21 protein-coding genes and 1 tRNA gene are annotated in these 23,843 nt (G+C 65.8%); 5 read left to right on the top strand and 17 right to left on the bottom strand.

Annotation, left to right across the window (positions count from 1 at the left end; all coding sequences use genetic code 11):
- Position 1 precedes the first annotated feature (1 nt).
- Positions 2–616 (bottom strand): pyridoxamine 5'-phosphate oxidase family protein, encoded by a 615-nt coding sequence (locus AAHM38_RS09720; protein WP_015856054.1) that lies wholly within the window; start codon positions 614–616, stop codon positions 2–4.
- Positions 617–633: 17 nt separating this feature from the next.
- Positions 634–1,227: a 5-formyltetrahydrofolate cyclo-ligase gene (locus AAHM38_RS09725; protein WP_015856055.1), complete on the bottom strand. Its 594-nt coding sequence runs from the start codon at positions 1,225–1,227 to the stop codon at positions 634–636.
- 86 nt (positions 1,228–1,313) lie between these two features.
- Between AAHM38_RS09725 and AAHM38_RS09730 the strand changes: the two genes are divergently transcribed.
- The 4 genes from AAHM38_RS09730 (at position 1,314) to AAHM38_RS09745 (ending at position 6,651) form a co-directional block, all read left to right on the top strand.
- Positions 1,314–3,266 (top strand): lytic transglycosylase domain-containing protein, encoded by a 1,953-nt coding sequence (locus tag AAHM38_RS09730; RefSeq protein WP_015856056.1) that lies wholly within the window; start codon positions 1,314–1,316, stop codon positions 3,264–3,266.
- A 183-nt stretch (positions 3,267–3,449) separates the two neighbouring features.
- Positions 3,450–4,454, top strand: a complete 1,005-nt coding sequence (locus AAHM38_RS09735) for a complex I NDUFA9 subunit family protein (protein ID WP_015856057.1) — start codon at positions 3,450–3,452, stop codon at positions 4,452–4,454.
- 224 nt (positions 4,455–4,678) lie between these two features.
- Positions 4,679–5,368, top strand: a complete 690-nt coding sequence (locus AAHM38_RS09740; RefSeq protein ID WP_015856058.1) for a glutathione S-transferase family protein — start codon at positions 4,679–4,681, stop codon at positions 5,366–5,368.
- The gene (locus AAHM38_RS09745; protein ID WP_015856059.1) at positions 5,365–6,651 is read left to right on the top strand and encodes a multifunctional CCA addition/repair protein; all 1,287 of its coding nucleotides are present in this window, start codon (positions 5,365–5,367) and stop codon (positions 6,649–6,651) included. Before AAHM38_RS09740 ends, AAHM38_RS09745 begins: the two co-directional genes overlap by 4 nt.
- Before the next feature lie 30 nt (positions 6,652–6,681).
- On the opposite strand, the gene AAHM38_RS09750 is transcribed toward AAHM38_RS09745, so the two are convergent.
- The 15 genes from AAHM38_RS09750 to def all read right to left on the bottom strand — a co-directional run bounded on the left by AAHM38_RS09750 (position 6,682) and on the right by def (position 22,396).
- On the bottom strand, positions 6,682–7,587 hold the full coding sequence (locus AAHM38_RS09750) for a glutamate/aspartate ABC transporter substrate-binding protein (protein WP_015856060.1): 906 nt from the start codon (positions 7,585–7,587) through the stop codon (positions 6,682–6,684).
- Positions 7,588–7,670: 83 nt separating this feature from the next.
- Entirely contained in the window at positions 7,671–8,504 is an 834-nt protein-coding gene (locus AAHM38_RS09755; protein WP_041668572.1) for a 3-keto-5-aminohexanoate cleavage protein, read from the bottom strand.
- The gene (locus AAHM38_RS09760; RefSeq protein WP_015856062.1) at positions 8,501–9,856 is read right to left on the bottom strand and encodes an aspartate aminotransferase family protein; all 1,356 of its coding nucleotides are present in this window, start codon (positions 9,854–9,856) and stop codon (positions 8,501–8,503) included. The genes AAHM38_RS09755 and AAHM38_RS09760 overlap by 4 nt, the downstream gene beginning before the upstream one ends.
- A 16-nt stretch (positions 9,857–9,872) precedes the next feature.
- On the bottom strand, positions 9,873–10,781 hold the full coding sequence (locus AAHM38_RS09765; protein WP_015856063.1) for a MurR/RpiR family transcriptional regulator: 909 nt from the start codon (positions 10,779–10,781) through the stop codon (positions 9,873–9,875).
- A 183-nt stretch (positions 10,782–10,964) separates the two neighbouring features.
- The gene (locus AAHM38_RS09770) at positions 10,965–11,270 is read right to left on the bottom strand and encodes a hypothetical protein (RefSeq protein WP_009239413.1); all 306 of its coding nucleotides are present in this window, start codon (positions 11,268–11,270) and stop codon (positions 10,965–10,967) included.
- A gap of 286 nt (positions 11,271–11,556) precedes the next feature.
- Positions 11,557–11,632, bottom strand: a tRNA-Phe gene (locus AAHM38_RS09775).
- Positions 11,633–11,699: 67 nt separating this feature from the next.
- Positions 11,700–12,413, bottom strand: coding sequence for a response regulator (locus AAHM38_RS09780; RefSeq protein WP_015856064.1), 714 nt, complete (start codon positions 12,411–12,413; stop codon positions 11,700–11,702).
- Between the two features lie 36 nt (positions 12,414–12,449).
- Positions 12,450–14,921 (bottom strand): sensor histidine kinase, encoded by a 2,472-nt coding sequence (locus tag AAHM38_RS09785; RefSeq protein ID WP_015856065.1) that lies wholly within the window; start codon positions 14,919–14,921, stop codon positions 12,450–12,452.
- Positions 14,918–15,688 carry a DUF4390 domain-containing protein gene (locus tag AAHM38_RS09790; protein WP_015856066.1) on the bottom strand — a complete coding sequence of 257 codons (771 nt, stop codon included), beginning with the start codon at positions 15,686–15,688 and terminating at the stop codon, positions 14,918–14,920. Before AAHM38_RS09790 ends, AAHM38_RS09785 begins: the two co-directional genes overlap by 4 nt.
- Positions 15,689–15,701: 13 nt before the next feature.
- Positions 15,702–17,033, bottom strand: coding sequence for a 16S rRNA (cytosine(967)-C(5))-methyltransferase RsmB (gene rsmB / locus AAHM38_RS09795; protein ID WP_015856067.1), 1,332 nt, complete (start codon positions 17,031–17,033; stop codon positions 15,702–15,704).
- 103 nt (positions 17,034–17,136) lie between these two features.
- On the bottom strand, positions 17,137–17,997 hold the full coding sequence (gene htpX, locus AAHM38_RS09800; protein ID WP_015856068.1) for a zinc metalloprotease HtpX: 861 nt from the start codon (positions 17,995–17,997) through the stop codon (positions 17,137–17,139).
- A 120-nt stretch (positions 17,998–18,117) separates the two neighbouring features.
- Entirely contained in the window at positions 18,118–18,774 is a 657-nt protein-coding gene (locus AAHM38_RS09805; RefSeq protein ID WP_015856069.1) for a LysE family translocator, read from the bottom strand.
- Between the two features lie 31 nt (positions 18,775–18,805).
- The gene (fmt, locus tag AAHM38_RS09810; RefSeq protein WP_015856070.1) at positions 18,806–19,789 is read right to left on the bottom strand and encodes a methionyl-tRNA formyltransferase; all 984 of its coding nucleotides are present in this window, start codon (positions 19,787–19,789) and stop codon (positions 18,806–18,808) included.
- 56 nt (positions 19,790–19,845) lie between these two features.
- Positions 19,846–21,870 (bottom strand): ArnT family glycosyltransferase, encoded by a 2,025-nt coding sequence (locus tag AAHM38_RS09815; protein WP_015856071.1) that lies wholly within the window; start codon positions 21,868–21,870, stop codon positions 19,846–19,848.
- Positions 21,871–21,880: 10 nt separating this feature from the next.
- Positions 21,881–22,396 carry a peptide deformylase gene (def, locus tag AAHM38_RS09820; protein ID WP_009239404.1) on the bottom strand — a complete coding sequence of 172 codons (516 nt, stop codon included), beginning with the start codon at positions 22,394–22,396 and terminating at the stop codon, positions 21,881–21,883.
- A gap of 252 nt (positions 22,397–22,648) precedes the next feature.
- Here def and AAHM38_RS09825 point away from each other — a divergent pair, with 252 nt between their 5' ends.
- Positions 22,649–23,836, top strand: coding sequence for a LysM peptidoglycan-binding domain-containing protein (locus AAHM38_RS09825; protein ID WP_041668416.1), 1,188 nt, complete (start codon positions 22,649–22,651; stop codon positions 23,834–23,836).
- Positions 23,837–23,843: the final 7 nt, after the last annotated feature.

The following is a 23,843-nucleotide window of genomic DNA, read 5'->3' on the forward strand; positions in this document are numbered from 1 at the left end:
CTCAGTACAGCGTGTTCTTCAGGCGCTCGGGCAGTTCGCGATCATAGGCGTCGCCATCGAACGCGCCGCCGCTGATGTGCTGCAGGATCTTGCCTGCGGTGGGCACGGCCGGTTTGGTTTCCTGCGCGCCGCGTTCCCACAGCTTTGAGCGCACCAGCGCCTTCGAGCAGTGAAAGTAGACGGTCTGCACCTGCACAAGGATCACGCTGCGCGGCAGCTTGCCCTGCACCGCAAATGACGCAAGCAATTCCGGATCCGCCGAGATGGTCGCCGTGCCGTTCACGCGCAGCGTTTCACCCACGCCCGGCACGATGAAGAGCACCGACACGCGGCCGTCTTCGACGATGTTGCGCAGGTTGTCGATGCGGTTGTTGCCGGGCCGATCGGGAATCGCCAGCAGGCGTTCGTTGAGGATGCGCACGAAGCCCGGCGCATCTCCTTTCGGCGAAGCATCCGTGCCCTGCGCGCCCACCGAAGACAGCACGATGAAGGGCGACGCCTCCACGAACGCACGGTAGTCCGCGTTCAAGTGGTCGATCTCCTTGAGCAGCGAACGCGGATTCGGGGCGCCATACACGGCTTCAAGGTCGGCAACGGTTTTCAGCGTGTGGAACATGGGCTTCCTGTGCAGGGTTAAAACACGCCGCGCTCGGTGACGATGCAGTCGAGCGCAATGTCGTGCGGTTGCGGCGCGATGGATTCCACGCGGTTCACTTCGAATGCCACTCCAATCGTGCGCGGGCGGTGCCCCGCGGCATGCAGCGCAGCCAGTGTGCGATCGTAGAAGCCGCCGCCGTAGCCGATCCGGTAGCGCTGCGCGTCAAAGCCCACGCACGGGATCAACAAGGCATCGGGCGTTGCGATCTCACCCGAGCGGGGGATGGGGATGTTGTACGCACCGGGCGTCATTTCACAATCGGGCGTCCATCGCCGAAACTGCAAGGGCGAGAATTTGTCTGTCACTACTGGCAGCAGTGCATGGCGCGTGGCGTCCGCCGCCAACCAATGGCGCAGCACGGTCAACGCATCGAACTCTCCCTGCGTTGGCCAGTAGGCGGCCAGGCGTTTGACAGGCAATGCGTTGAGCAGCCCCGCCAGGTGATGCGCCAGTGCGGCATCGTGAGCGATGCGGTCTGGCAGCGCAGCGCGCGCATCGAGCAACATGGTGCGCAGCGTGCGGCGCGATTCGATTGGCGTGGTGGGATTGGCCGGATCGTGCGTGCTCATTGGATGTGGCCTCTCGCCGGTGGATTGGCGCTAAGGCTAGCGTGGGATAATTCGGCAGACCTAACAGTGATTGGATGGGGCAGGAGATGACATTGAAGGCCAAGGCAGTATATCGCGCGGTCGCGCTGGCTTTTGCGGGCGTGGTGGGCATGAGCGTGGTCGGCCCGACGCCGCTGGCGATGGCCGCCAAGCGGCAGGCGCCGCAAGGCATTCCGGCCAATCCGGACGATGCATTTGTCGAGCTGCGCAACGCGGCCCGCCGCAACGATGTGTCGCGCAGCTGGGAGCTGGCGGATAGCCTCGCCGATTACCCGATCCAGTCGTACGTGCAGTATTTCCGCATCAAGCCCCAGCTGTACGATGCCAGCGGCTATGCCCGCACCGACGCGCCGGAAGATGAGATCCGCTCATTCCTGCAACGCTACAAGGGCGAGGCGATTGCCGACCGGTTGCGCAACGACTGGCTGCTCGTGCTGGGCAAGAAGCGAGATTGGGCGACCTTCGACGCGGAGTACCCGAACTTCGTGCTGAAGGACGACACGCAGGTCGAGTGCTATGCCCTGCTCTCGCGCGCGATGAAGGGCCAGAACGTAGCCGCCGACGCGCGCAACACGCTGTCGGATCCCAAGGGCTATGGCGAAGGCTGTGTCGACCTGATCGGCTATCTGGCGCAGTCCAACCAGTTCACCCGCGCGGATGTGGCGTGGGCGGCGCGGTTGTCGCTGGAGCAGAACCTTGTCACGCAGGCGTCGCGCATTGCGGCGGTGCTGCCGGACGGCGATCGCGTGGACAACGACACGCTGGCCAACGTGACGCGCATGGCGCGCAACGATCCGTCGCAGGCGACGGCGTATCTGCTGGCGCAAACCGGCAGCCTGTCGCGCGAAGAGCAAGGCGCGGGCTGGGGCGTCATCGGCCAGTACGCCGCCAAGAAGCAGACGCCCGATGCGCTGGACGCCTACCGCCGCCAGTTGACGCTTGGCGGCGATGCCTACCTCTCTGACGAGTCGCAGGAGTGGCGCGTGCGCGCGGCCCTACGCGCCGGGGACTGGAAGATGGTGCGGCAGGCCGTTGAGAAAATGCGCCCCAGCCTGCGCGATCGGGACCCTGCCTGGGCGTATTGGTATGGCCGCGCGCTCAAGGCCGACAATCGCAACGACGATGCCCGCCAGCAGTTCCAGTCGATTGCCGGGCAGTTCAACTTCTATGGCCAGCTGGCGCAGGAAGAACTCGGTCAGCGCATCACCGTGCCGCCGCGCACGACCGTGACCGACGCCGAGATCGACGTGATGGGGCGCAACCACCCGGGCTTTGGGCGTGCCAAGAAGCTGTACGACCTGAATCTGCGCTTCGAAGGCAACCGCGAGTGGAACTGGGAGCTGCGCAACATGAGCGACCGCGAGTTGCTGGCCGCAGCCGAATATGGCCGCAAGCTCGGCCTGCTCGATCGCACCGTCAATTCGGCGGACAAGACCAAGGCCGAGCACGACTTCTCGCTGCGCTTCCCGACGCCGTATCTCAATGTGGTTCAGCGCAACGCCGATGCCGTGGGGCTGGACATTGCCTGGGCCTATGGCCTGATCCGCCAGGAGTCGCGCTTCATCATGGACGCCCGTTCGTCGGTGGGTGCCTCGGGCCTGATGCAGGTGATGCCGGAAACCGCCAAGCACATTGCCAAGAAGATCGGCCTGCCGGGGTTCCGCGTTTCGCAGATGAGCGACATCGATACCAACGTGCTGCTGGGCACCGCGTACCTGTCGATGATCCTGACGAACCTCGACAGCTCCGTCACGCTGGCGACCGCGGGCTACAACGCCGGCCCAGGCCGCCCGAAACGCTGGCGCTCGACGCTCACGCGGCCGGTGGAAGGCGCGATCTTCGCCGAGACGATTCCGTTCAACGAGACCCGCACCTATGTGAAAAACGTGCTCTCGAACGCGACGTATTACAGCGCATTGCTGACCGGTCGGCCGCAGTCGCTGAAGGATCGGCTGGGCAAGGTGGTGCCCGAATCGGTCACGCCGGACGACCTGCCATAAACGCCGGATCCCTGTTCCGCTGTTACCTGACGCCCGCCGCAATGCGGGCGTTTTTTCTGGGATGCAGGCGCTGGTTTGCGCACAGAAGTGTGGGTTGCGGCACGCCGCATCGACATACCTTGGGTGCAATCCCGTTCGGGATGTATTGTGGTGTTGCCCCCCACCCGTCTTGGAGATGCCTCCATGCAGACCTCCAATTTGCTGATCTTTGGCGGTACCGGTTTTATCGGTTCGCAGTTGCTGTCCCGGCTGGTGACGGAGACGTTTTCCGCGCCCGGCCTTCCAGAGGGCCGGATGATCGTGCCGACGCGCGATCCCGAGTCGGCCCGCGCGCACAACCTCACGCTGCTGCCGCGTGTCGACGTGATGGATGCCGACATCTACGCCGACGACGCGCTCGACGCGCTGTTCCTCGCGCTGACCGAGCGCGGCGGCGAGCACTGCGCGGTCATCAACCTCGTCGGCGTACTGCAGGATGCGCGCGACATGCCGTACGGCCCGAACTTCCAGCGCGTGCATGTCGATCTGCCGCGCCGCATCGTGGCCGCATGCCGACGCCATGGTGTGAACCGGCTGCTGCACATGAGTGCGCTGGGCGCCGATCCGGCCGGCCCGTCGATGTACCTGCGCAGCAAGGGCGATGGCGAACGCGTGGTCATGAACAGCGAGCTTGACTGGACGGTGTTCCGCCCCTCGGTGGTGTTCGGCCCGCAGGACCACTTCCTGAATCTGTTTGCGAGCATGCAGCGCATGGCGCCGTTTGTGCCGCTGGCCTGTGCCGATGCGCGCTTCCAGCCTGTGTACGTGGATGACGTGGCAGCCGCGTTCATCAACGCGCTCAAAAAGCCGGCGACGATCCGGCACGCTTATCCGCTGGTGGGGCCACGCATCTACACATTGGCGGAACTGATGCGCTTTGCGGGGCGTGCCAGCGGCCACCCGCGCTGGATCGTGCCGCTTCCCGAAGGGCTGGGCCGCATGCAGGCCGCGCTGCTCGAGCATTTGCCGGGCGCACCGATCTCGCGGGACAACCTCGACTCCATGCGTGTGGACAACGTCAGCATGGAACCAGTCGCGCCGGAACTCGGCATCCACCCGCTCGGCATGGAGGCCGTGATGCTGCCCGCCCTGGCCGGCTTTGGGCCGGACCGCGGATTGCGTGCTGCACGTACGCGGGTCCATCGCTAGCCGCTACGGAAACGCGGAGGATTTGCGTCGTTTGTGAATCCGCTTCACAACCGTGGCCAATCCGTTTCATTTTGTGGCGGTGCAGCGCAAGGCTAGAATGGTTTGTTCGCCTTCGCGCTGCCGCTCGCCGCTTCCGATACAACAAAACTAGAGCGCCCGGCATTCCTGCGCGATGCTGGCGGGCTCCCACAACAATTGCAGTGCACTCTCCAAGGACGGGAATCATGAAACTGGTCATCGGCAACAAGAACTATTCGTCGTGGTCGCTACGCCCGTGGCTGCTCGCCAAGCAGGCCGGCATTCCGTTCGAAGAGATTCGCGTGCGTCTTTTTGTCGAAGGGTTTTCCACCGAGATTCGTCGCTATTCGCCGGCGGGCCGTGTGCCGGTGCTGGTGGACGGCGACATGACGGTGTGGGATTCGCTCGCCATCTGCGAGACGCTGGCCGAGCGTTTTCCGCGCGCACAACTGTGGCCGGCCGATCCGAAGGCCCGTGCACACGCCCGCTCGGTCTGCGCTGAAATGCACAGCGGCTTCACCAACCTGCGCAACAACATGCCGATGAACGTGACGGCCGTGCTGCCCGGCATGGGCTGGAACGTGGCCGTGCAGCGCGACATCGACCGCATTGCCACGATCTGGATCGAGCTGCGCCAGAAGTACGCGGCCGAAGGCCCGTTCCTGTTCGGTCACTTCACGGTCGCCGATGCGTTCTACGCACCGGTGGTCAGCCGCTTCGCCACGTACGGTGTGCGTCTGCCCGAGCCTGCCAAGGCCTACGCCGATTACATCCTCAACCTGCCCGCCATGCAGGAATGGATCGACGGCGCACGTGCCGAGCATGACTTCCTTGCCGACGACGAGCCGTATCGCACCGCGCCGGACGAAGACACGCTGGTCGCTGCCAATCAATGACGGAACGCGCAGCGCAGACCGAGGCCATCGTCGATCCAGCCACGCACGGACTGGATGTGTATGCCGTGGGCGGCGCCATTCGTGATGCGCTGCTCGGGTTGCCGGTGCAGGACCGGGACTACGTTGTGGTCGGGGCTACGCCCGAAGATATGGAGGTGCGTGGCTTCCGCGCCGTCGGCAAGGATTTTCCGGTGTTCCTGCACCCGGCCACGCATGCCGAATACGCGCTCGCGCGCACCGAGCGCAAGACCGCTGCCGGTTACAAGGGTTTCTCGGTCTACTACGCACCGGATGTCACGCTCGAAGACGACCTCATCCGCCGCGACCTGACCATCAACGCGATGGCGCAGCGCGTGGCGGAAGACGGCGCGCTGGTTGGTCCCGTCATCGATCCGTATGGAGGGCAGGCTGATCTGGCGTCGCGCGCGTTCCGGCATGTATCCGATGCGTTTATGGAAGACCCGGTGCGCATCCTGCGACTGGCGCGGTTTGCTGCGCGCTTTGCCGATTTCCATGTTGCACCCGAAACCAATGCGCTGATGCAGCGCATGGTGCAGGACGGCGAAGTCGATGCGCTGGTGCCCGAGCGGGTGTGGCAGGAAATTGCCCGTGGCCTGATGGAGGCGCATCCACAGCGCATGTTTGCCGTGCTACGCGACTGCGATGCGCTGGTGCGCCTGCTACCCGAACTCGACCGCCTGTGGGGGGTGCCGCAGCGTGCCGACTACCATCCGGAAGTCGATACCGGCGTGCACACCATGATGGTGATCGAAATGGCCGCAGCGATGGCGACGCCGCTGCCGGTGCGCTTCGCCGCGCTCGTGCACGACCTTGGCAAGGGCACCACCCCCGACGACATCTTGCCGCGCCACGTCGGCCACGAAGCGCGCAGCGTACCGCTCATCGACGCGGTGTGCCAACGCCTGCGTGTGCCGACCGAGTGCCGCGAACTGGCGCTGGTGGTTGCGCGCGAGCACGGCAACATTCACCGCTGCGATGGCTTTGATGCGGCAGCGCTGGTACGCCTGCTGGAGCGTTGCGACGCCCTGCGCAAGCCCGATCGTTTTCGTCAGGCCCTGCAGGCGTGCGAGGCCGATGCGCGTGGTCGTCTCGGGTTTGAAGACCGCAGCTATCCGCAGACGGCGCGTCTGCTGCGCGCGCTGGAGGCCGCATCATCCATCGACGCGGGCGCCGTCGCCAAGCGCCATGCCGACAGCCCGGCGCACATCAAACAAGCCGTGCATCAGGCCCGCATCGAGGCCGTCGCGCAGGCCGGCGTCTAGGTTGGCACCCAGAGCCGGCCTTGCGGCCGCTTACTCGAACGGGTTGTCGTTCGGGTTGGCGTACAGCGCCTTCAACTGATCGTTCATCGGGAAGTTGAAGTTCAGGTTCTTGGGCGGCACCGCCTTTTCGAACCACTTGGCGTAGAGCGCCTTGATTTCGCCGCTCTTCATCACGCCTGTCATCGTGTCGTCCACCAGCTTCTTGAACTGCGGGTCGTCGCGGCGCAGCATGAAGCCGTAGGCTTCGAACGACTGCGGCGTGCCGGTCACGACCCAGTCGTCGGGCTTCTGCGCCAGCGTGCGTGCGCCGGCCAGCAGCACGTCATCCATCATGAACGCCGCCACGCGGCCGCTCTGCAGCGTGAGGAACGATTCACCGTAATCCTTGCCGCTGATCACGTTCATGTTCATCTTCTTCTCGTCGTTCATCTTGCGCAGGATGCGTTCCGACGTGGTGCCCGCGTTGGTGATGACCGACTTGCCCGCCAGGTCGGGAAAATCCTTCACGCCGGATTTCACATTGGTCAGCAGGCGCGTGCCGGCGATGAAAAAGGTCGTCGAAAAAGCAGTCTGCTGCTCGCGCGACTTCAGGTGCGTGGTCACGCCGCACTCCAGATCGACCGAGCCGTTCTGCACCAGAGACGTCCGGTTCTGGGAGGTCACCGGAATCTGCTTGATGTCCAGATTGGGCTTGCCCGTCTTCTTCTTGACGGCGTCGATCACGCGGGAGCAGAGATCGGCCGAGAAACCGACGATCTCGTTCTTGCTGTCGCGGTAAGAAAACGGAATCGACGATTCGCGCACGCCGATCAGGATCGTGTTGCTGTCCTGGATCTTCTTGAGCGTGCCGTCGAGGGCCTGTGCCTGCGCGCCGATCGCGAGCAGGCTCGTCAGCGCAAGCGGGATGATCCGGATACAGCGGGTGGTCAAACGCATACTTCCTCCAATGGTTGTGGTGCGCGGCCTGTTGTGTTGCGGCCGTCTGTGCTTTGGCTTCGTGGCGATGAATGCGGAACGTCTTAACGGCCGAACCAGCTACGCAGATCTGCGGCGCTGGCCAGCGGCCGGTGCAGCGCGTCGAGATGCCGTCGCAGGTTGGTGACGAGCGCTGCGTTGTCCGGCGCTGTGCTGCCGTCGGGCAGGGCCATGTTGTTTTCGAACCCCAGGCGCGCATGGCCGCCGAGCAGCGCTGCGGTGAGCGCGCATTCGGCTTCACGCGGGCCGAAAGCGCACATCGCCCAGGGCACGTTGGCGGTGAGGTCGCCGCCGTCGGCCCACGCCTGCAGGAACTGCAGCAGGTCGGTGGGGTCGGAATGCTGGCCCGCGCTGTAGCGGCCGAGCACGAACAGCACCCAGTGCGACGTATCGGGCAGCACGCCGCGTGTGCGCAGGTCGCGGTAGCGCGCCACGTCGTCGGCGGAATACAGGATGTATTGGATGGCTGTGCGCGCCGCGGCAAGCTCACCAAAGAAGCGCGCCGCTTCCGCCTCGTGCGCGGCATCAGGTGCCAGCTCGCGCAGCGCGGCGGAAATCGCTTCCGGCTGCAGCGCGCGCACCGATGCCATCTGCTGTTCGGGCGTGTAGATGCCGACCGCTTCGGTGGTGATCTGGATTACCAGCGCGTCGCCCACAGCGTGCCGCACCGCGGCGATGGCCGGCCTGTAGTCGCCAGGCTCCAGGCTGTGCGTGCCGTCCGGGCGGCGCACATGCAGATGCAGCATCGCCGCACCGGCATCCACGCATTGACGCGCGCAGGCGGCCAGTTCGTCGGGCGTGATCGGCAATGCGGGGTGGTCGGCGTGCGTCTTGCGCGCCCCGTTGGGTGCAACGGCGATGGCGATGGGCTGGGTCACCACGCGGCCTCCAGCGTGGCGGTGGTGGCGGCGTCAACAGCATCGCCCAGGCGTTCGACGATCGCGTCGATGTCCTGCGCGGTGGCGATGAACGGCGGTGCGAGCAAGATGTGGTCGCCGCGCTGACCGTCGATCGTGCCGCCCATCGGATAGACCATCAGGCCGCGCTGCATCGCTTCGGCCTTCACGCGCGCGTGTGTCTTGCGGGCAGGCGGCAGCGGCGCCTTGGTGGCGCGATCGGCCACCAGTTCCACGCCGACAAACAGCCCGCGGCCGCGCACGTCGCCCACATGTGCGTGGTCGGCAAAGCGCGCACGCAGCGTTGCACGCAGTTGTTCGCCGCGCGCCTGCACATTGGCGAGCAGGTTCTCTTCTGCGATGACCTTCTGCACTTCCAGCGCCGCGGCGCATGCCGTGGCGTGGCCGATGTAGGTGTGGCCATGCTGGAAGAAGCCGCTGCCGTTCGTGATCGCGTCGACAATGCGGCGGTTCACCAGCGTTGCGCCGATCGGCTGATACCCGCCCCCGAGGCCCTTGGCAATGGCGATCATGTCAGGCACCACGCCGTCTTCCTCGCATGCGAAGAGGTAGCCGGTGCGTCCCATGCCGGACATCACCTCATCGAGCAGCAGCAGCACGCCGTGGCGATCGCACACGGCCCGCATCTTGCGGAAGTAATCGCCCACCGGCGGCACCGCGCCGGCCGTGGCGCCCACCACGGTTTCGGCGACGAAGGCCGCGACATTTTCTGCGCCGAGTTCGACGATCTTCGCGTCCAGCTCGTCTGCCAGGCGCTGCACGTATTGCGCGTCGCTCTCGCCATCCAGGCGCTCGCGATACGCATAGCACGGCGAAACATGGTGAGCCGGCACCAGCAGCGGCAGGAACGGCTCGCGGCGCCATGCGTTACCGCCAATCGCCAGCGCGCCCAGCGTGTTGCCGTGATAGCTCTGACGCCGCGCGATGAAGTACCGGCGCTGCGGCTGGCCGATCTCGACGAAGTATTGGCGTGCGAGTTTCAGCGCCGCTTCGATTGCTTCCGAACCGCCGGAGACGAAATACACGTGGTCCAGATCGCCCGGCGCCGCAGCGGCCAGGCGCGCGGCGAGTTCTTCCGCCACGTCCGTGGTGAAGAAAGACGTGTGCGCATACGCCAGCGCGCGCACCTGCTTGCAGATGGCATCGACCACGCGCGGGTGGCCGTGGCCGAGACACGAAACGGCGGCGCCGCCGCAGGCGTCGAGGTAACGCTTGCCGTCAGAGTCGATGAGGGTCATGCCCTCGCCGCCGACTGCGGTGGGCAGCGTCTTGCGCGGGTCGCGGTGGAAGACGGATGTGGTGGACGGTGTCATGGGCGGTCTCGGTAGGTCAACGCTGGGTGGGCGGCACGGCGACAGCCGCTTCACTGCGGCGGGCGCTGCGCACGTAGGCGGCTTGTTGCTTGAGCTGGGCGTCGCTATCGGCGAGGTGGGTAAGCGCGGCGGGACCGGCGTGGCGGAACCACGTCATCAGCAGCGCGTCGAGCAGCGCCATCGGCGCCGCCAGCGAATGGAAGAACGACGGAATAGCGACGGGCGCGACGAGGTGTTGCCACGCCAGCTCGGCGCCGGGGGCGATGGCGCTGTCGGTCACATACACGAGGCGCGCCCCGCGCGCATGCGCGTATTGCATCGCCTCGATGACCTCGCGCGTGTACGGATCAAACGTGACGGCGACGACGATGTCGCCCTCGCCGCAAAAGCGCAGCGGGTCGGCCAGCGTGTTGCCGCTGCCGGCGCACAGCGTGACCTTGTCGTCGAACAGCTGCGCGGCATAGCCGAATGCATGCGTCAGCGCCAGACAACTGCGTGCGCCCAGCAGATACACCCGGCGCGCCCTGCACAGCGCTGCAGCCACAATGTCCAGTGCCGCCATGTTGGCTGGCGAGAATGCCGACTGCACATGCGAGCCGATGGCCATGCCAATGCGTTCGGCCTCCGAAGCGCCTGCGGCATCTTCACCCTGCAATGCACTGGCGCGGCCGGCAAAGCCGTCGGCCTGCTGGCGCAGGTGATTCACGCAGACGTCGCGCAGTGCGGCAAAGTCGTCGAATCCCAGCGCGCGTGCCAGGCGGGAGAACGTGGCCGGCGGTAGGTCGCAGCGGCGCGCCAGGTCCCGCATCGAGAGCAGCGCGATGTCGCGCTGGTGCGTCTCAAGCAACATGGCGGCGCGCTGCAATTGCGGGGACAGATCGGCCGCGCGGTCGCGCAGCGTCTGCATGAGCCCATCGAACGTCATGAGGTGATCGTGGTGATTCAACTGTTTCGTAAACTACTTATTTGAAACAGTTGAGTCAATACCGAATTCACCTTGGCGGCGGTGCGCAAAAAATAAAACGGCCGCATCTCAAGGCGTGCGGCCGTGGCGGGCAAACAAAAACGGAGGCCGAGGCCTCCGTTGTGCGTGTGATGCGCGCGTGTCTCAGGTTGCCGGTGCGTCGACCTGCTCCATGCGGAGCTGGAAGAACCCAGCCCCGATCAGGCCAATCAGGCTCAGCGCCATGCTCGTACAGGCAAGAATCATCACCGCGCCCAGCGACGAGATCCCGCTCATGAGAGGCGTATGCATCAAGGCTGACAGATTGCCGCCCACCCACATGGCCGCAACGAGGGCCATCAAACACATCAGCGCTGCGGCATTGCGCAACCACGTCAACCGCGTCTTACGGCTGATGCCGTCGAAAGCGTGGAAATGGAAGTGATGGTGACCGGTGCCAACGAGTGCCATGGAGAATCTCCTTGTGCTTGCCGTTTGATAGCGTTGAGTCACTATACCGAGACCTGCGACAGTTTGGCGCAGTTTGCGCCGCTAGGTATACCCTGAGCTGCGCTGCGTCAAGAGGTGCGGGTACATTTTTTGTGAGTGCGACACTGCGCCGCAGATCGGCGGCTGGAGCGGCAAAAGGGAGAGGGCGGGCGCCTGCGAATGGCGCCGCTGGAATGAAAAAAGACCTCGCGAGGAGGTCTTTTTTGTTGCCCTGCAAAATCGATTGATCTTGAAGGACGAAGAATTTTGGTGGCCTGGGGCGGAATCGAACCACCGACACGCGGATTTTCAATCCGCTGCTCTACCAACTGAGCTACCGGGCCAAGCAAAGAAAGGCAAGTATGACAGGGTGTGCGCCCAGTCGTCAAGTACCTCCGAGCACTTTGATGATCACGCCGCCGGCTCGCCCTTGTTGCGCGAGAGTTCGACGCCCAGTTGCTTGAGCTTGCGGTACAGGTGAGTCCGCTCCAGACCGGTCTTTTCTGCCACGCGCGTCATGCTGCCGCCTTCACGCTGCAGGTGGTATTCGAAGTAGGCGCGCTCAAACAGGTCGCGCGCCTCGCGCAGCGGCATGTCGAACGAGAACTGCATGCCGCCGCCTTCGGCTGCACGGGTCGGCACGCCATTGATATCGGTGCGCTCGAGCGCGGCAGGCGTACCTGCTGCGGCGGCGTTGGGCATGGCGCCTGCGAGTCCCGTCACCGGAGCGGCAGCCTGTGTCGCCGAGCGTGGCTTTTCCTTGCTGCGCGACAGGCCCTGCTCCACCGCCGTCAGCAGTTTCTGCAGCGCGATGGGCTTCTCCAGGAAATTCAGCGCGCCGATCTTGGTCGCCTCGACGGCGGTGTCGATGGTGGCGTGGCCCGACATCATGATGACGGGCATGGTCAGCAGACCTTGCGACGCCCATTCCTTGAGCAGCGTCACGCCGTCGGTATCCGGCATCCAGATATCGAGCAGGACGAGGTCGGGCGTTGCGTTCGCGCGGTATTCGCGCGCGCGCTGCGCGTTCTCGGCGACTTCAACAACGTGCCCTTCGTCTCCGAGGATTTCGGAGAGCAACTCCCGGATACCCATTTCGTCGTCGACAACGAGGATGGTGGCCATGCTTTTCCTCTATGTGCGGCGGGATTGCCGTCCGCGCTACGCGAGTTTTACGAACAGTATGGAAACCTGGGCACCGACGGTGTCGGTACCCGATGTGCCCGATGTTGTGCTGGACTGGCGGTTGCGCAATTCGATGCGCGCCCCGTGCTCGTCCATGATCTTCTTCACCATGGCCAAGCCCAATCCTGTGCCCTTGGCTTTGGTCGTAACGTACGGCTCGAAGGCGCGACTGAGGATGCGGGAAGAAAACCCGCCGCCGTTGTCCGCGATCACAAGCCGCACGGCCTGTCGCCGCGCGCCCGAGGCGTCGTCGTATTCTACCGTGTCAGTTTGCAACATGACATGCGGAGCGGGTCGCCCGGCCGCTTCATTCTCGGCCACGGCGTCCTGCGCATTCTGCAGCAGGTTGTGGATGACCTGGCGCAGTTGCGTCGGGTCGCCCTTGATGAGCGGCAGATTGGCGCCCAGCTTGGCCTCGATGACGGGGTGGTCGCGGCGGTCAGGGTGATCGATGCCGTACAGGTGCAGCACCTCGGCGGCCAGCGCGTTCAGATCCAGCTCCTGCAGCATGGCCGGCGGTGTGCGGGCGTAGTCCCGGAAGTCATCGACCATGCGCTTCATCGCCGCCACCTGGTTGACGATGGTGGTGGCGCCGCGCCGCAGCACTTCGGCGTCGGTGTCCGACAACTTGGGCGAGAGCTTCATCTCCAGGCGCTCGGCAGAGAGCTGGATGGGCGTGAGCGGATTCTTGATCTCGTGCGCGAGGCGCCGCGCGACCTCCCCCCACGCCACCGAGCGCTGCGCCGAGATCACGTCGGAGATATCGTCGAACACCACCACATAGCCGCGCTCGGTGCCGTGCGCGCCCACTGAAGGGCCGGGCAGGCGCGTGCCGCGCACCAGCAGCGTGAGCGGCTCGTCTTCGTCTTCGAGCGGAATTTCGACCTGCTTCTGCCAGTGGGCCACTGCGCCGCCGGCAGCCGTGCTGGCGTCTTGTTCGGCAAAGGCCTGTTCGACCACCGGCGCGAAGGCGGCCACCGGCGTGATGCTGGTCAGCGCCTGCCCGACCCACGCGCCGAAGGGCTGTTTGAAGATGCGCTCGGCACCCGGGTTGGCGGTCAGCAGCACGAAGCGATGGTCGAACACGAAGACGCCCGCAGTCAGGTTGGTCAGCACGCTCTCAAGATAGGCCTTCGATTGCTCGAGTGCCGCGCGATTCTGCTCGACGGCGCGGCGCGCGTCGGCCAACTGCCGCGTCATCTGGTTGAACTGCTGGGTGAGTACACCCAGTTCATCACGCGTATGCAGTTCCCGCTTGGGGGAGAGATCGCCCTCGGCCACTTCGCGCGTGCCTTGGAGCAGCATTAGCAGTGGCCGTGCCAGCTGCGCGCCGAGCAGCAGCGCGAGCATCACCGCGATGAACACCGCCAGGAACAGCGTGAGCGTGAGCGTGCCGATGTACATCTTTCGCAGACCGGTGCGGCCGAGCGCTTTCTCCTGATATTCCTGGTACGCGCGCTGGACAGCGTCTGCATTGCGGGCAAGCGCCTGCGGCACCGGCTGCACGAGCTGCAGGAAGCGTTCTTCGCGGCCGCTCTCTCCAATCAGGCCGAAGCCACGCGAGGTGCTGCTGCCATCTTCCGGCCGGCGGTCTGCGAGCAAACCGGTGCCGGCCCATTTGCGTGCCGGCGTGCTCAGCCCGAGGCTCGGTTCTTCGCGCGATGACGTACCCAGCGCCACCACGACATGCAGTTGGTACAGATCGCTGCGGCGGCTGCCGTTGCGCGCGGCCGGGGCCGAAGCGGCGGGCGCGGAGGCGCTATCGGTTTCCGTATCGCTGCCGCCCTCCAGGCTGGCATAGCCGCCCGGCGCGCGGGCCTGCTCCAGCACGGCCTGGTCGGGCAGGTTTGGCACCAGCGTGTCATAAGTGTTTGACGCCGTGGCGATCACGCGCCCGCTGGCCGTGAAGATGGTCGCCTCCTGCACGCCAAACTGCTCGCGCAATCGATTGAGCGTGATGGCCGTGGCCGACGCGGACCCGTCGCCTACCTGCTCGGCGATCAGGCGTCCCTTGTTCTGCAGATCGGCCAGCGCCGTGTCCATGGTGGACCGCCCGAGGTTCAGGCCGGCCTCCAGCGCCGACTCGACCTTCACGTCGAACCACGACTCGATACTGCGCGACACGAACTGCAGCGACACCAGATAGATCAGCACGCCGGGCAGGACGCCCACCACGCCAAAGAACACCGCCAGCTTGGTCATCAGCCGCGTGCCGAACTTGCCGCGCCGCGCGCGCAGCGCGAGCGCCAGCATCAGCCCGCCGATGATCACCACCAGCAGCACCCCGATGACGAGGTTGACCTTGTAGAGCAGCGTGAAATACCGGTCGAAGAATTCTGTGTTGGCCGATGCGGCGGCCAGCAGCCCCACCAGCACGATCGCCAGAAAGACGATGGTGCCCGCCACCACCTGATAGAGCAGCCGCTTGTAGCTGCGATCGAAGATCATTTGGCGGGCGCCAGCAACGTGCCTGCGCTGGACGGGCCGGCGCTCATCCCCCAGCCCGGATTGGGCGACAGACCGGACGAGCCGGAAGCCGGCGGCGTGGAAGCCGGTGCGCTGGGCGGTGGCGCAGCGGGCGCGGGCGACGGGGCCGGCGGAGGCTCGTTCGGCACCAGCAGGTTGAAGCGCTTCCACTCGGAGCTGAGATTCCAGTCGCGCGTATTGACTGCGTTGATCTGGAACGGCTTGGGCAGCTGCGTCACGTCCAGGCGCATGCGCACTTCGGCCTGCACGGTTTCGCCGGCCTTGACGGCGCGCTGCTCGAACACACGCCAGCCGCGCACGTGCTGCATGAAGTCGACGGCGTCTTTCAGTCGCGAGAATGGCACCTGCAGGCCGCCGGTCGACACGCGGTACTGGCGTGTGAGCGGGTGATACGACAGCCGCACCACGCGCGTGGCGCTGATGGCGTGATCGTCAAACCAATACCAGCGTGGGCGGATCAGTTCGAATTCGACCAGGAAGTAGAGCGCGATGCCCTTGTTCACCGCGTCTTCGAGGTTGCTGGGCAGGTCGAAATCGAAATCGGCCGACAGGTTCCAGCCGCCGTCGGCGTATTCGAGCTGTGCCCGGTTGATTTCGATGGACTGTGCAGGCGCCGCGAGCGGCCACCAAAGCAGCATGCCCAATGCGACCAGCGCGACCAGCCGTTGCAGAATCTGCCGGAACCGGGTTTGCAGCAGCCGGATCGATGGGCGAAGGATGACAGTCACAACGGTCGGTGCATCAAGGCCGTTTCTGGAAAACCGCGTAAAAGAAGCCGTCGTGATCGAGCGGCAAGGGCGACGCGCCGGCCGCGAACCCGCTGGTCTGCGCCGCGTCGGGCGAGACCGGCAGCAACTGGCCGGGCGCGTGCAATCGTATCGCATCTTCCAGATGGCGTTCAAACCATTGGGCCTGGTCTTCGCCTTCCGTCGGAAAAATCGAACAGGTGACATAAACCAGCTTGCCACCGGGCTTCAGGCATGCCCAGAGGGCGCGGACGATGTCCCGCTGCAGTCCGGCCAGTGCCTTCAGGTCGGCCGGGCGGCGCAGCCAGCGGATGTCCGGATGGCGCCGCACGATCCCAGCGGCCGAACACGGCACATCGGCCAGGATGCGGTCGAACGGTCGGCCGTCCCACCAGGTGTCGGGTTTGGCCGCATCGCCCACGCAAATGGTCGCGGACTGGTTCAAGCGGGCGAGGTTCTCGTGGATGCGCACGGCGCGTGCGGCATCCGATTCAAGCGCCGTCACATCCAGGCCGTCGGCCAGCTCCAGCAGATGGCCGGTCTTGCCGCCGGGCGCGGCACAGGCATCGAGCACGCGCTGGCCGGGTGCCACGTCCAGCAACGTTGCAGCCAGTTGCGCCCCGGCGTCCTGCACGGAGACAGCGCCGTCGGCAAAGCCCGGCAGTTCGGAAACGGGCACCGCGCGCGCAAGGCGTACGGCCTGCTCGCCGATGCGCTCGGCATCGATGCCGGCTTCGGCCAGGCTTGCGAGATACGCGTCGACGGCAATGCGGCGCGGGTTCACGCGCAGCACCATCGGCGGGCGGCGGTTGCCGGCGGCCAGGATGGTTTGCCATGTGTCGGGATACGCGCTGCGTACGGCGTCGATCCACCACGTCGGGTAGTTGGTGGCGGCGGAAGGATCCGCCTGCATATCCGCGACCAGCGCCTGTTGCTCGCGCAGGAAGCGGCGCAGCACGCCGTTGATCATGCCCTTGCCGTGCGACAGCTTCGGATCAGCGGAGGCGGCCGTGACGGTCTGGTCGACGACGGTGAACGGCGCGTACGGCAGCGGGTCGTCCAGCAATTGCGCGAGCGCCACGCGCAGGAGATTGGCGGCGCCTTCGGCGGGCGGGCGCGGGATCAGCGTGCGGATCAGCCAGTCGGTGCTGCCGAGCCAGCGCGTGGCGCGGTAGGCAAGATCCTGCACGGCGCCGCGCACCGGTGCGGGCTGGCCCTGGCAGACGGCATCGATGGCCTGCGGCAATGCTGTGCCCTGCCGCAGCTTGCCCAGGGCGGCGGCGGCAAGCGACAAGGCGTGGGCGAGGGAATCGGGCGGCAGGCGCATCGGGCAGCAGGAAATCAGGCGGACAAAATGCAACGAGCCCGCGATGGGCGGGCTCGTGCGGACTGCGGAAGTATAAAGGAAGCGCCCCGTCGGGCTGCCGCTTTTACGCGGGATATTGCCCCGTCTGCGCCATCTGCATCAGGCGCGCGATGCGCTCTTCCGTGGCCGGGTGCGTGCTGAACAGGTTGGCCAGGCCGCCGCCATGCAGCGGGTTCATGATCATCATTTGCGCGGTGGCGGGGTGAGCCTCGGCAGCGGCAAACGGAATGCCGGCCGCATAGCGGTGGATCTTGTCCAGCGCTGAGGCCAGCGCCTGCGGGTCGCCGCTGATGATCGCGCCCCCGCGGTCGGCTTCGAACTCGCGTGCGCGGGAAATCGCCATCTGGATAAGTGACGCCGCCAGCGGCGCGAGGATCGCCACCGCAATCCCGGCCATCGGGTTGGCGGGGCGGCCTTCACTGTCGCGTCCGCCGAAGAACACGGCAAAGTTCGCCAGCGCCGAGATTGCACCGGCCATGGTCGCCGAGATGGTCGAGATCAGGATGTCGCGGTGCTGCACATGTGCCAGCTCGTGGGCCATCACGCCACGCAGTTCACGCTCCGACAGGATGTTGAGGATGCCAGTCGTGGCCGCCACGGCGGCGTGCTCGGGGTTGCGGCCGGTGGCGAAGGCGTTGGGCTGGGCTTCGTCGATGAGATAGACGCGCGGCATGGGCAGGCCGGCGCGGCCGGCAAGCTCCTGCACCATCCGATAGAACTGCGGCGCGCTGGTCTCGTTGACTTCCTGCGCGTTGTACATGCGCAGCACCATCTTGTCGGAGAACCAGTACGAGAAGAAATTCATGCCCAGCGCGAACAGCAGCGCCAGCATCATCCCGCTGCGTCCGCCGATCATGCCGCCGATGACGATGAACAGCGCGGTAATCGCTGCCATCAACATGAAGGTCTTGATCCAGTTGAACATGGGGGCTTGGCTCCTGTAAGTCTCGGGTTTTACGAGCTCGTTAGATTGCGATAATCGCTGGAAATTCAAGGATTTGCGCGAGAGTTGCGCGATATTTCGCCGCAGATGATGCTTGACGCATCAACGGGTGGTGAACGCCAACCGCGCACCAAGCCCAATGAACGCCGTGCCGACCACGCGATCGAGCCAGCGTTTGATCCCCGGCTTGCCCGCCACGCGGCGCGTGACGCTCGCGGCGACCCACGCCACAAGGCTGTTCCAGATCGTCGACATGACGATGAACACCGCCCCCAATGCCAGGAACGCCAGCGCCTTGTGGGCGGCGTGCGGATCGACGAACTGCGGGAAGAACGACAGGAAGAATAGCACGACCTTCGGGTTCAACACATTGGTGAGGAACCCCTGCATGAACAACGACTTGAGTGGACGCACGCGCTTGGCGGCAGGCGTCTCCGCTTGTTCGACCGTGGCGTCATCACGTTCAGGCGGCGCCAGCAGCATGCGGCCGCCCAGATAGATCAGGTACGCCGCACCCACCACCTTGATGACCGTGAACGCCACGGTGGACGCGGCCAGCAGCGCCGTCAGCCCGAACGCGACCGCCAGCACGTGCACGCAGCAGCCCGCCGATACCCCCAGCGACGACAGCAGCCCCGCCGTGCGTCCTTGCGAGACGCTCCGCCCGACGATATAGGCCGTGTCGGGCCCCGGCGTCACATTCAGCAGAAACACGGCCAGCATGAAGAGCGGCAGATTGACGATGCCCAGCGCGGTCATGGCGAAATCCCCTTCTATATAGATGGCGTGATTAGCCGCGCGATGCGAAGCGCTGGCCGGGCTGGATCGCGAGGCCTTGCAGGAATTCGCGTGCGGGCAGGCGCTTGCCGCCTGGCTTTTGCAGTTGCGTCACGCGTAGCGCGCCGGCGCCGCAGGCGATGGTGACGCCCTCGGCATTGGCGGCGAGTACCGTGCCGGGTTCCGCCTCAGCCGGGCGATCGGCCAGCGCCTCCGCCTGCCAGAACTTGATCGCCACGCCATCCAGCGCGGCCGATGCGCCAGGAAACGGATTGAACGCATGCACCTGGCGCAGCAGCGCGGCGGCGTGGCGCGACCAGTCGAGCGCGGCTTCGTCCTTGGCGATCTTCTCCGCGTACGTGATGCCTTCGGCCGGCTGCGGCGTGGCGTGGAGCTTGCCGTACTGCGCCAGCTTGGCGAGCGCCTCAACCACCATGCGTCCGCCGAGCGCGGCCAGCGTGTCGTGCAGCGTGCCGGTCGTGTCGGTCAGGCCGATGGGCACGCGCTCCATGGCGATCATGTCGCCGGTGTCCAGACCCGCATCCATCTGCATGAGCGTGATGCCCGATTCGGCGTCGCCCGCTTCGATTGCACGGTGGATGGGCGCGGCGCCACGCCAGCGCGGCAGCAGCGACGCGTGGATGTTGATGCAGCCAAAGCGCGGCAGGTCGAGCACTTCCTGCGGCAGGATCAGGCCGTAGGCTGCGACGACCATCACGTCAGGACGCTGGGCGGCCAGGGCGTCGATGACTTCCGCGGCTTCTTGCGGATATTTGCCTGCGCGGCGCAGCGACGGCGGCTGCAGGATCGGCGCGAACCCATGCGTGACGGCGTACTGCTTGACGGGGCTTGCCTGCAATTGCATGCCGCGTCCGGCTGGACGATCTGGCTGACTCAGCACGGCAACGACGGGAAAGCCGGCCTGGTGGATCGCCGCCAGGGCAATCTGCGCAAATTCAGGCGTGCCGGCAAACGCTACGCGAAGGGTGGACGTCATGGATGGGAAACGGAAAACGAGGGGAAGCGCGCTACACGACAGCGTAGCGCATTGGCCTAACGACGGCCGCGATACGGGGTGTCGGCCAGCGGCACGATGGGCTCGGGCGATGGCAATGCCTCCGGCCCCCCATTGCCGCGCCGCTGGAACAGCGAGAAGGTTTCGTTGGTGTCGCCCGGACGGCTGCCGCGCCAGACCATTTCCCAATTGTCGCCGTGCGGGCGGCGTCGGGCGTGTTCCGGGCGTTTTTCGAGCACCAGTATCAGGTCGCAGGTGCGCGCGATCGGGTTGGGGCGGTGATCGTCGCCGGCGCCGCTGTGGCCCAGCAGCCATTTGACGGGGCGCACGCCGGTTTCGTAGTGCATCAACGCGCGCTCGCTTTCGCCCATGCCGCGTGTGGCCACGCAGATCTGCGCGGATTGGAGCACCGGCTTGATCGCCTGGAACAGCGGTCGGTAGCTGCGGGCGTCGTCCACCCACGGCATCAGCAGGGTGCCGAGCAGGCCCCACACCATACCCAGGCCTGCCGCCCATGCGACCACGCCTGAGCGCGCGGGCCGCAGCCACACGCAGATGGCCCACAGCGCCGTGATTGCCCCTGCCGCCAATACGGCACACGGGTGGACCAGCATGTCATACGGCAATGGCAGCACGCGGCCCAGCATCTTGGCCAGCCAGCCCGGCAGTAGCTGCCCGCCGCTGGTAACGAGCGCGCCCCACACGGCCCAGACCACCAGCCCGAGCACACCAAACAACGTTACCGCTGCGCCCCATGCACGTGCGCGCCATGCGGGCGCAATCAGCAGCAGCATCGGCGCGCCCAGCACGGCCAGCGCCGGTTGCAGCGGCATCAAGTAAACATCGCGCAGGACGGCCGAGCGCAGCACCACGGCAATCGTCGCCAGCACGAACAGCGAAACGACAAGGTGCCCCTGATACGGCAGCAGCCACGCCGTGCGCGCGCCGCGTCCGCGTTGCCGCGCGAGCTTGTATAGCGACACGCCCAGCACGGCCACCGCCGGCCACACAGCGGGCGTGCCGGTCAGGAAGATCGATCGGATGGTGGTCGTCAGCGACCCTTTTTCGCCGCCCAGATGCGAGAAGCCGAAGAAGCGGCCCAGGTTGTTGACCCAGAACCATTCGATAAACAGGTCGGGCGATTCGTGCCAGAAGATGGCTGGCCAGATCGCCAGCCACGGAAGGGCCACCAGCAGCGAAAGTCCAAAGAAGCGCCAAGCCTGGCGGTTCCTGAAATCCGGCAATAGCGCGATTGCCGCCAGCAGGGTGATCGCGAACAAGCCCGGCACGAGCACGCCCTTGCCCAGGAAGGCCACACCGATGCCCGTGCCGAACCACAGCGCGGGGCGCAGGACGTCGACGCCCGTCGCGCCTCCGGTCTCGCTCTCTTTGACGAAGCGGACGAGGCCATAGAGGGCGATCGCAGTGCCAGCCAGTTGCGGGACATCGGCAATGAACTTGTGGACGTGCTCGACCAGCCCGATGCAGCCGGCAAACAGAAGCAGCGCGCCCAGCGCATAGTCGCGCAGCGCAGCACCGCCAGCGTCGAGACCGGCTTCGCGGCGTGCCGACAGCGTCAGCCCTGGACGTCCGCGCGCCAGATCTGCGCCGACGCGCAAGCGCCAGTCGCGCGCCTCGCTGCGCAGCAGGCGCGCCGTGCGCGAGACCGCCCAGCACGTCAGCGCCATCCAGAACAGCACCGCCACGCGCACGGCTTCGTGCGGCGGCAGATCGGGCAGCGCCAGCGCGGCCAGCGCGCCAGTCCAGTACATCAGCGGGGGTTTTTCGACGAACGGCTCGAAGGCGACATTGGGGATGACCCAGTCGCCGCGCTCGATGATGTTGATGACGATGCCGAAGGAATACGGCTCGTCGGCCTTCCATGGCGCGCGCCAGAACGTGCCGGCAACAAAATACGCGCACAGCATCAGCACGACGACGGCGCGCCAATGCCGCACAAGCAGCGCCGACACCCTGCGCGGGCTGGCAGCGGTGCCTGCTTCAGCGGGGGGTATCGGCATCAGCGGGTGGGAGCGGGTGCGCGCATCGGCGTCGGCAGGCATCAGGGCGCGTTCAACGCTGGGGTGCAGCGTCGCGTTGATGCTTCTTGAGCTTTGAGCGGATACGCGTCTGCTTGAGCGGCGAGAGGTATTCAACGAAGACCTTGCCCATCAGATGATCCATCTCGTGCTGGATGCAGACGGCCAGCAGGTCGTCGGCTTCCAGTTCGAACGTTTCGCCCTTCTCGTTCAGTGCGCGCACGCGCACACGGGCCGGCCGGTCGACCTTGTCATAGATATCAGGCACCGACAGGCAGCCTTCGTCCCAGACCTTGTGCTCGTCACTTGCCCAGAGGATCTCCGGGTTGATGAACACGCGCAGCTCGTCTCGCGACTCGGACACGTCGATGGTGATCACGCGCTCGTGCACGTCGACCTGCGTGGCGGCCAGGCCCACTCCGGGTGCCTCATACATGGTCTCGGCCATATCGGCGACGAGTTTGCGGATGCGGTCATCCACAACGGCAACCGGCTTGGCGACTTTGTGCAGCCTCGGGTCAGGGTATTGCAGGATATTCAGTAGGGCCATGATGCTTGGCAACAACGGTTGCTGAAGGCCACGCTAACGAGGGGTTGCCTTCAATTGCGATCGCCTGGAATGTCATGCAGAATCGGGGGCGCTATCCGCCACATGGCTTAGGAAAAAGCCTGACGAATGTTGGATGCCATACCCCTCTTGCTGCAGCGCAGAACTGCGTACAGCCGCGGCGGTGAGGCGTCGAACAGGCACGCGGACCACCCGCCGATTCTTCATAGAATAATGCGCCATCGTAACACACCGATGCACTCTCAGCCCGCCATGCAAACAGCCACGAAAGCGCGCCAGCCTTACGTTTGCGCCCTATCGGCGCTTGCCGCGGCAGCGCTTTTCTGCATGGGCACCGCCCACGCCGCCGAGCGCACTGTGACGCCGGCGCAACAGGCGCAGGCTGTGACCGCTGCTCAAGCGGGCATCCCTGAGGCCGAACTGTCCGCCACCGCGCCAGCGCAGTACACCGTGCGCCGTGGTGACACGCTCTGGGCGATCTCGGGCAAGTACCTGAAGCGGCCTTATCGCTGGCCCGAGCTGTGGGGCATGAACCGCGAGCAGATCCGCAACCCGCATCTGATCTACCCGGGCCAGATCCTGTATCTGCATCACGCGAATGGCCGCGCATGGCTGTCGAGTTCCCCGGCATCGGCGGATGGCAGCACGGTGCGCCTGTCGCCGCATACCCGCGTGTCGGGGCAGGACGGTGACGCCATCTCCAGCATTCCCGCGGCCGCCATCGAGCCGTTCCTGACCCAGCCGATCGTGGTGGATGAAGACACGCTGGCCACGCCGGCGCGCATCTTTTCGCTGCCTGAAGGCCGCGTTTATCTTGGCAAGGGCGAGAACGCCTATGCCCGCGGCCTGCCGCAGGGCGAAGGCGGCCAGGCCGGTACCGAATGGCAGGCGTATCGCCCAGTCCGTCCGCTCAAGGATCCGGTGACGGGCAACGTGCTCGGCTATGAAGCCGACTTCCTCGGTACGCTGCGCGTGGTGCGCGCGGCGACCGGTCCGCAGGCGGTGACCAAGATGGAAGTGCTGTCGTCCAAGGAAGAAATGGGCGTCGGCTCGCAACTGATGCCATTGCCCCCGCGCGTGCCGGTGCGCTATGTGCCGCATGCGCCGGAAGGCGACATGCACGGCGCGGTCGCCAAGGTGACCGGCGGCGTACGCTTTGGCGGTACCGACCAGGTGGTTGTGCTGAACATCGGCAGCCAGCAGGGGCTGGAGCCGGGTCACGTGCTGTCGCTGGCACGCGCCGGCGCCGTCGTGAAGGACGCGACGGCCGGCAACGAAGCCGTGCAGCTGCCCGCAGAGCGCTATGGCCTGGCCTTCGTGTTCCGCGTGTTCCCGCACGTGGCCTATGCGCTGGTGACGGACGCGTCGAACGCCGTGGAAGTGGGCGACAGTGTCAGCAACCCGATGTCGCAGCAACCTTGAACTACGC

Origin of the sequence: Ralstonia sp. OTU4908 (assembly GCF_038440115.1) — a bacterium.
Classification (GTDB): Bacteria; Pseudomonadota; Gammaproteobacteria; order Burkholderiales; family Burkholderiaceae; genus Ralstonia; species Ralstonia pickettii.

What these genes read in the sequence shown, in the direction of transcription:
- AAHM38_RS09720 (WP_015856054.1), bottom strand. Translation starts at nt 616, where the DNA reads ATGTTCCACACGCTGAAAACCGTTGCCGACCTTGAAGCCGTGTATGGC.
- AAHM38_RS09725 (WP_015856055.1), bottom strand. Translation starts at nt 1,227, where the DNA reads ATGAGCACGCACGATCCGGCCAATCCCACCACGCCAATCGAATCGCGC.
- AAHM38_RS09730 (WP_015856056.1), top strand. Translation starts at nt 1,314, where the DNA reads ATGACATTGAAGGCCAAGGCAGTATATCGCGCGGTCGCGCTGGCTTTT.
- AAHM38_RS09735 (WP_015856057.1), top strand. Translation starts at nt 3,450, where the DNA reads ATGCAGACCTCCAATTTGCTGATCTTTGGCGGTACCGGTTTTATCGGT.
- AAHM38_RS09740 (WP_015856058.1), top strand. Translation starts at nt 4,679, where the DNA reads ATGAAACTGGTCATCGGCAACAAGAACTATTCGTCGTGGTCGCTACGC.
- AAHM38_RS09745 (WP_015856059.1), top strand. Translation starts at nt 5,365, where the DNA reads ATGACGGAACGCGCAGCGCAGACCGAGGCCATCGTCGATCCAGCCACG.
- AAHM38_RS09750 (WP_015856060.1), bottom strand. Translation starts at nt 7,587, where the DNA reads ATGCGTTTGACCACCCGCTGTATCCGGATCATCCCGCTTGCGCTGACG.
- AAHM38_RS09760 (WP_015856062.1), bottom strand. Translation starts at nt 9,856, where the DNA reads ATGACACCGTCCACCACATCCGTCTTCCACCGCGACCCGCGCAAGACG.
- AAHM38_RS09765 (WP_015856063.1), bottom strand. Translation starts at nt 10,781, where the DNA reads ATGACGTTCGATGGGCTCATGCAGACGCTGCGCGACCGCGCGGCCGAT.
- AAHM38_RS09770 (WP_009239413.1), bottom strand. Translation starts at nt 11,270, where the DNA reads ATGGCACTCGTTGGCACCGGTCACCATCACTTCCATTTCCACGCTTTC.
- AAHM38_RS09780 (WP_015856064.1), bottom strand. Translation starts at nt 12,413, where the DNA reads ATGGCCACCATCCTCGTTGTCGACGACGAAATGGGTATCCGGGAGTTG.
- AAHM38_RS09785 (WP_015856065.1), bottom strand. Translation starts at nt 14,921, where the DNA reads ATGATCTTCGATCGCAGCTACAAGCGGCTGCTCTATCAGGTGGTGGCG.
- rsmB (WP_015856067.1), bottom strand. Translation starts at nt 17,033, where the DNA reads ATGCGCCTGCCGCCCGATTCCCTCGCCCACGCCTTGTCGCTTGCCGCC.
- htpX (WP_015856068.1), bottom strand. Translation starts at nt 17,997, where the DNA reads ATGTTCAACTGGATCAAGACCTTCATGTTGATGGCAGCGATTACCGCG.
- AAHM38_RS09805 (WP_015856069.1), bottom strand. Translation starts at nt 18,774, where the DNA reads ATGACCGCGCTGGGCATCGTCAATCTGCCGCTCTTCATGCTGGCCGTG.
- fmt (WP_015856070.1), bottom strand. Translation starts at nt 19,789, where the DNA reads ATGACGTCCACCCTTCGCGTAGCGTTTGCCGGCACGCCTGAATTTGCG.
- AAHM38_RS09815 (WP_015856071.1), bottom strand. Translation starts at nt 21,870, where the DNA reads ATGCCTGCCGACGCCGATGCGCGCACCCGCTCCCACCCGCTGATGCCG.
- def (WP_009239404.1), bottom strand. Translation starts at nt 22,396, where the DNA reads ATGGCCCTACTGAATATCCTGCAATACCCTGACCCGAGGCTGCACAAA.
- AAHM38_RS09825 (WP_041668416.1), top strand. Translation starts at nt 22,649, where the DNA reads ATGCACTCTCAGCCCGCCATGCAAACAGCCACGAAAGCGCGCCAGCCT.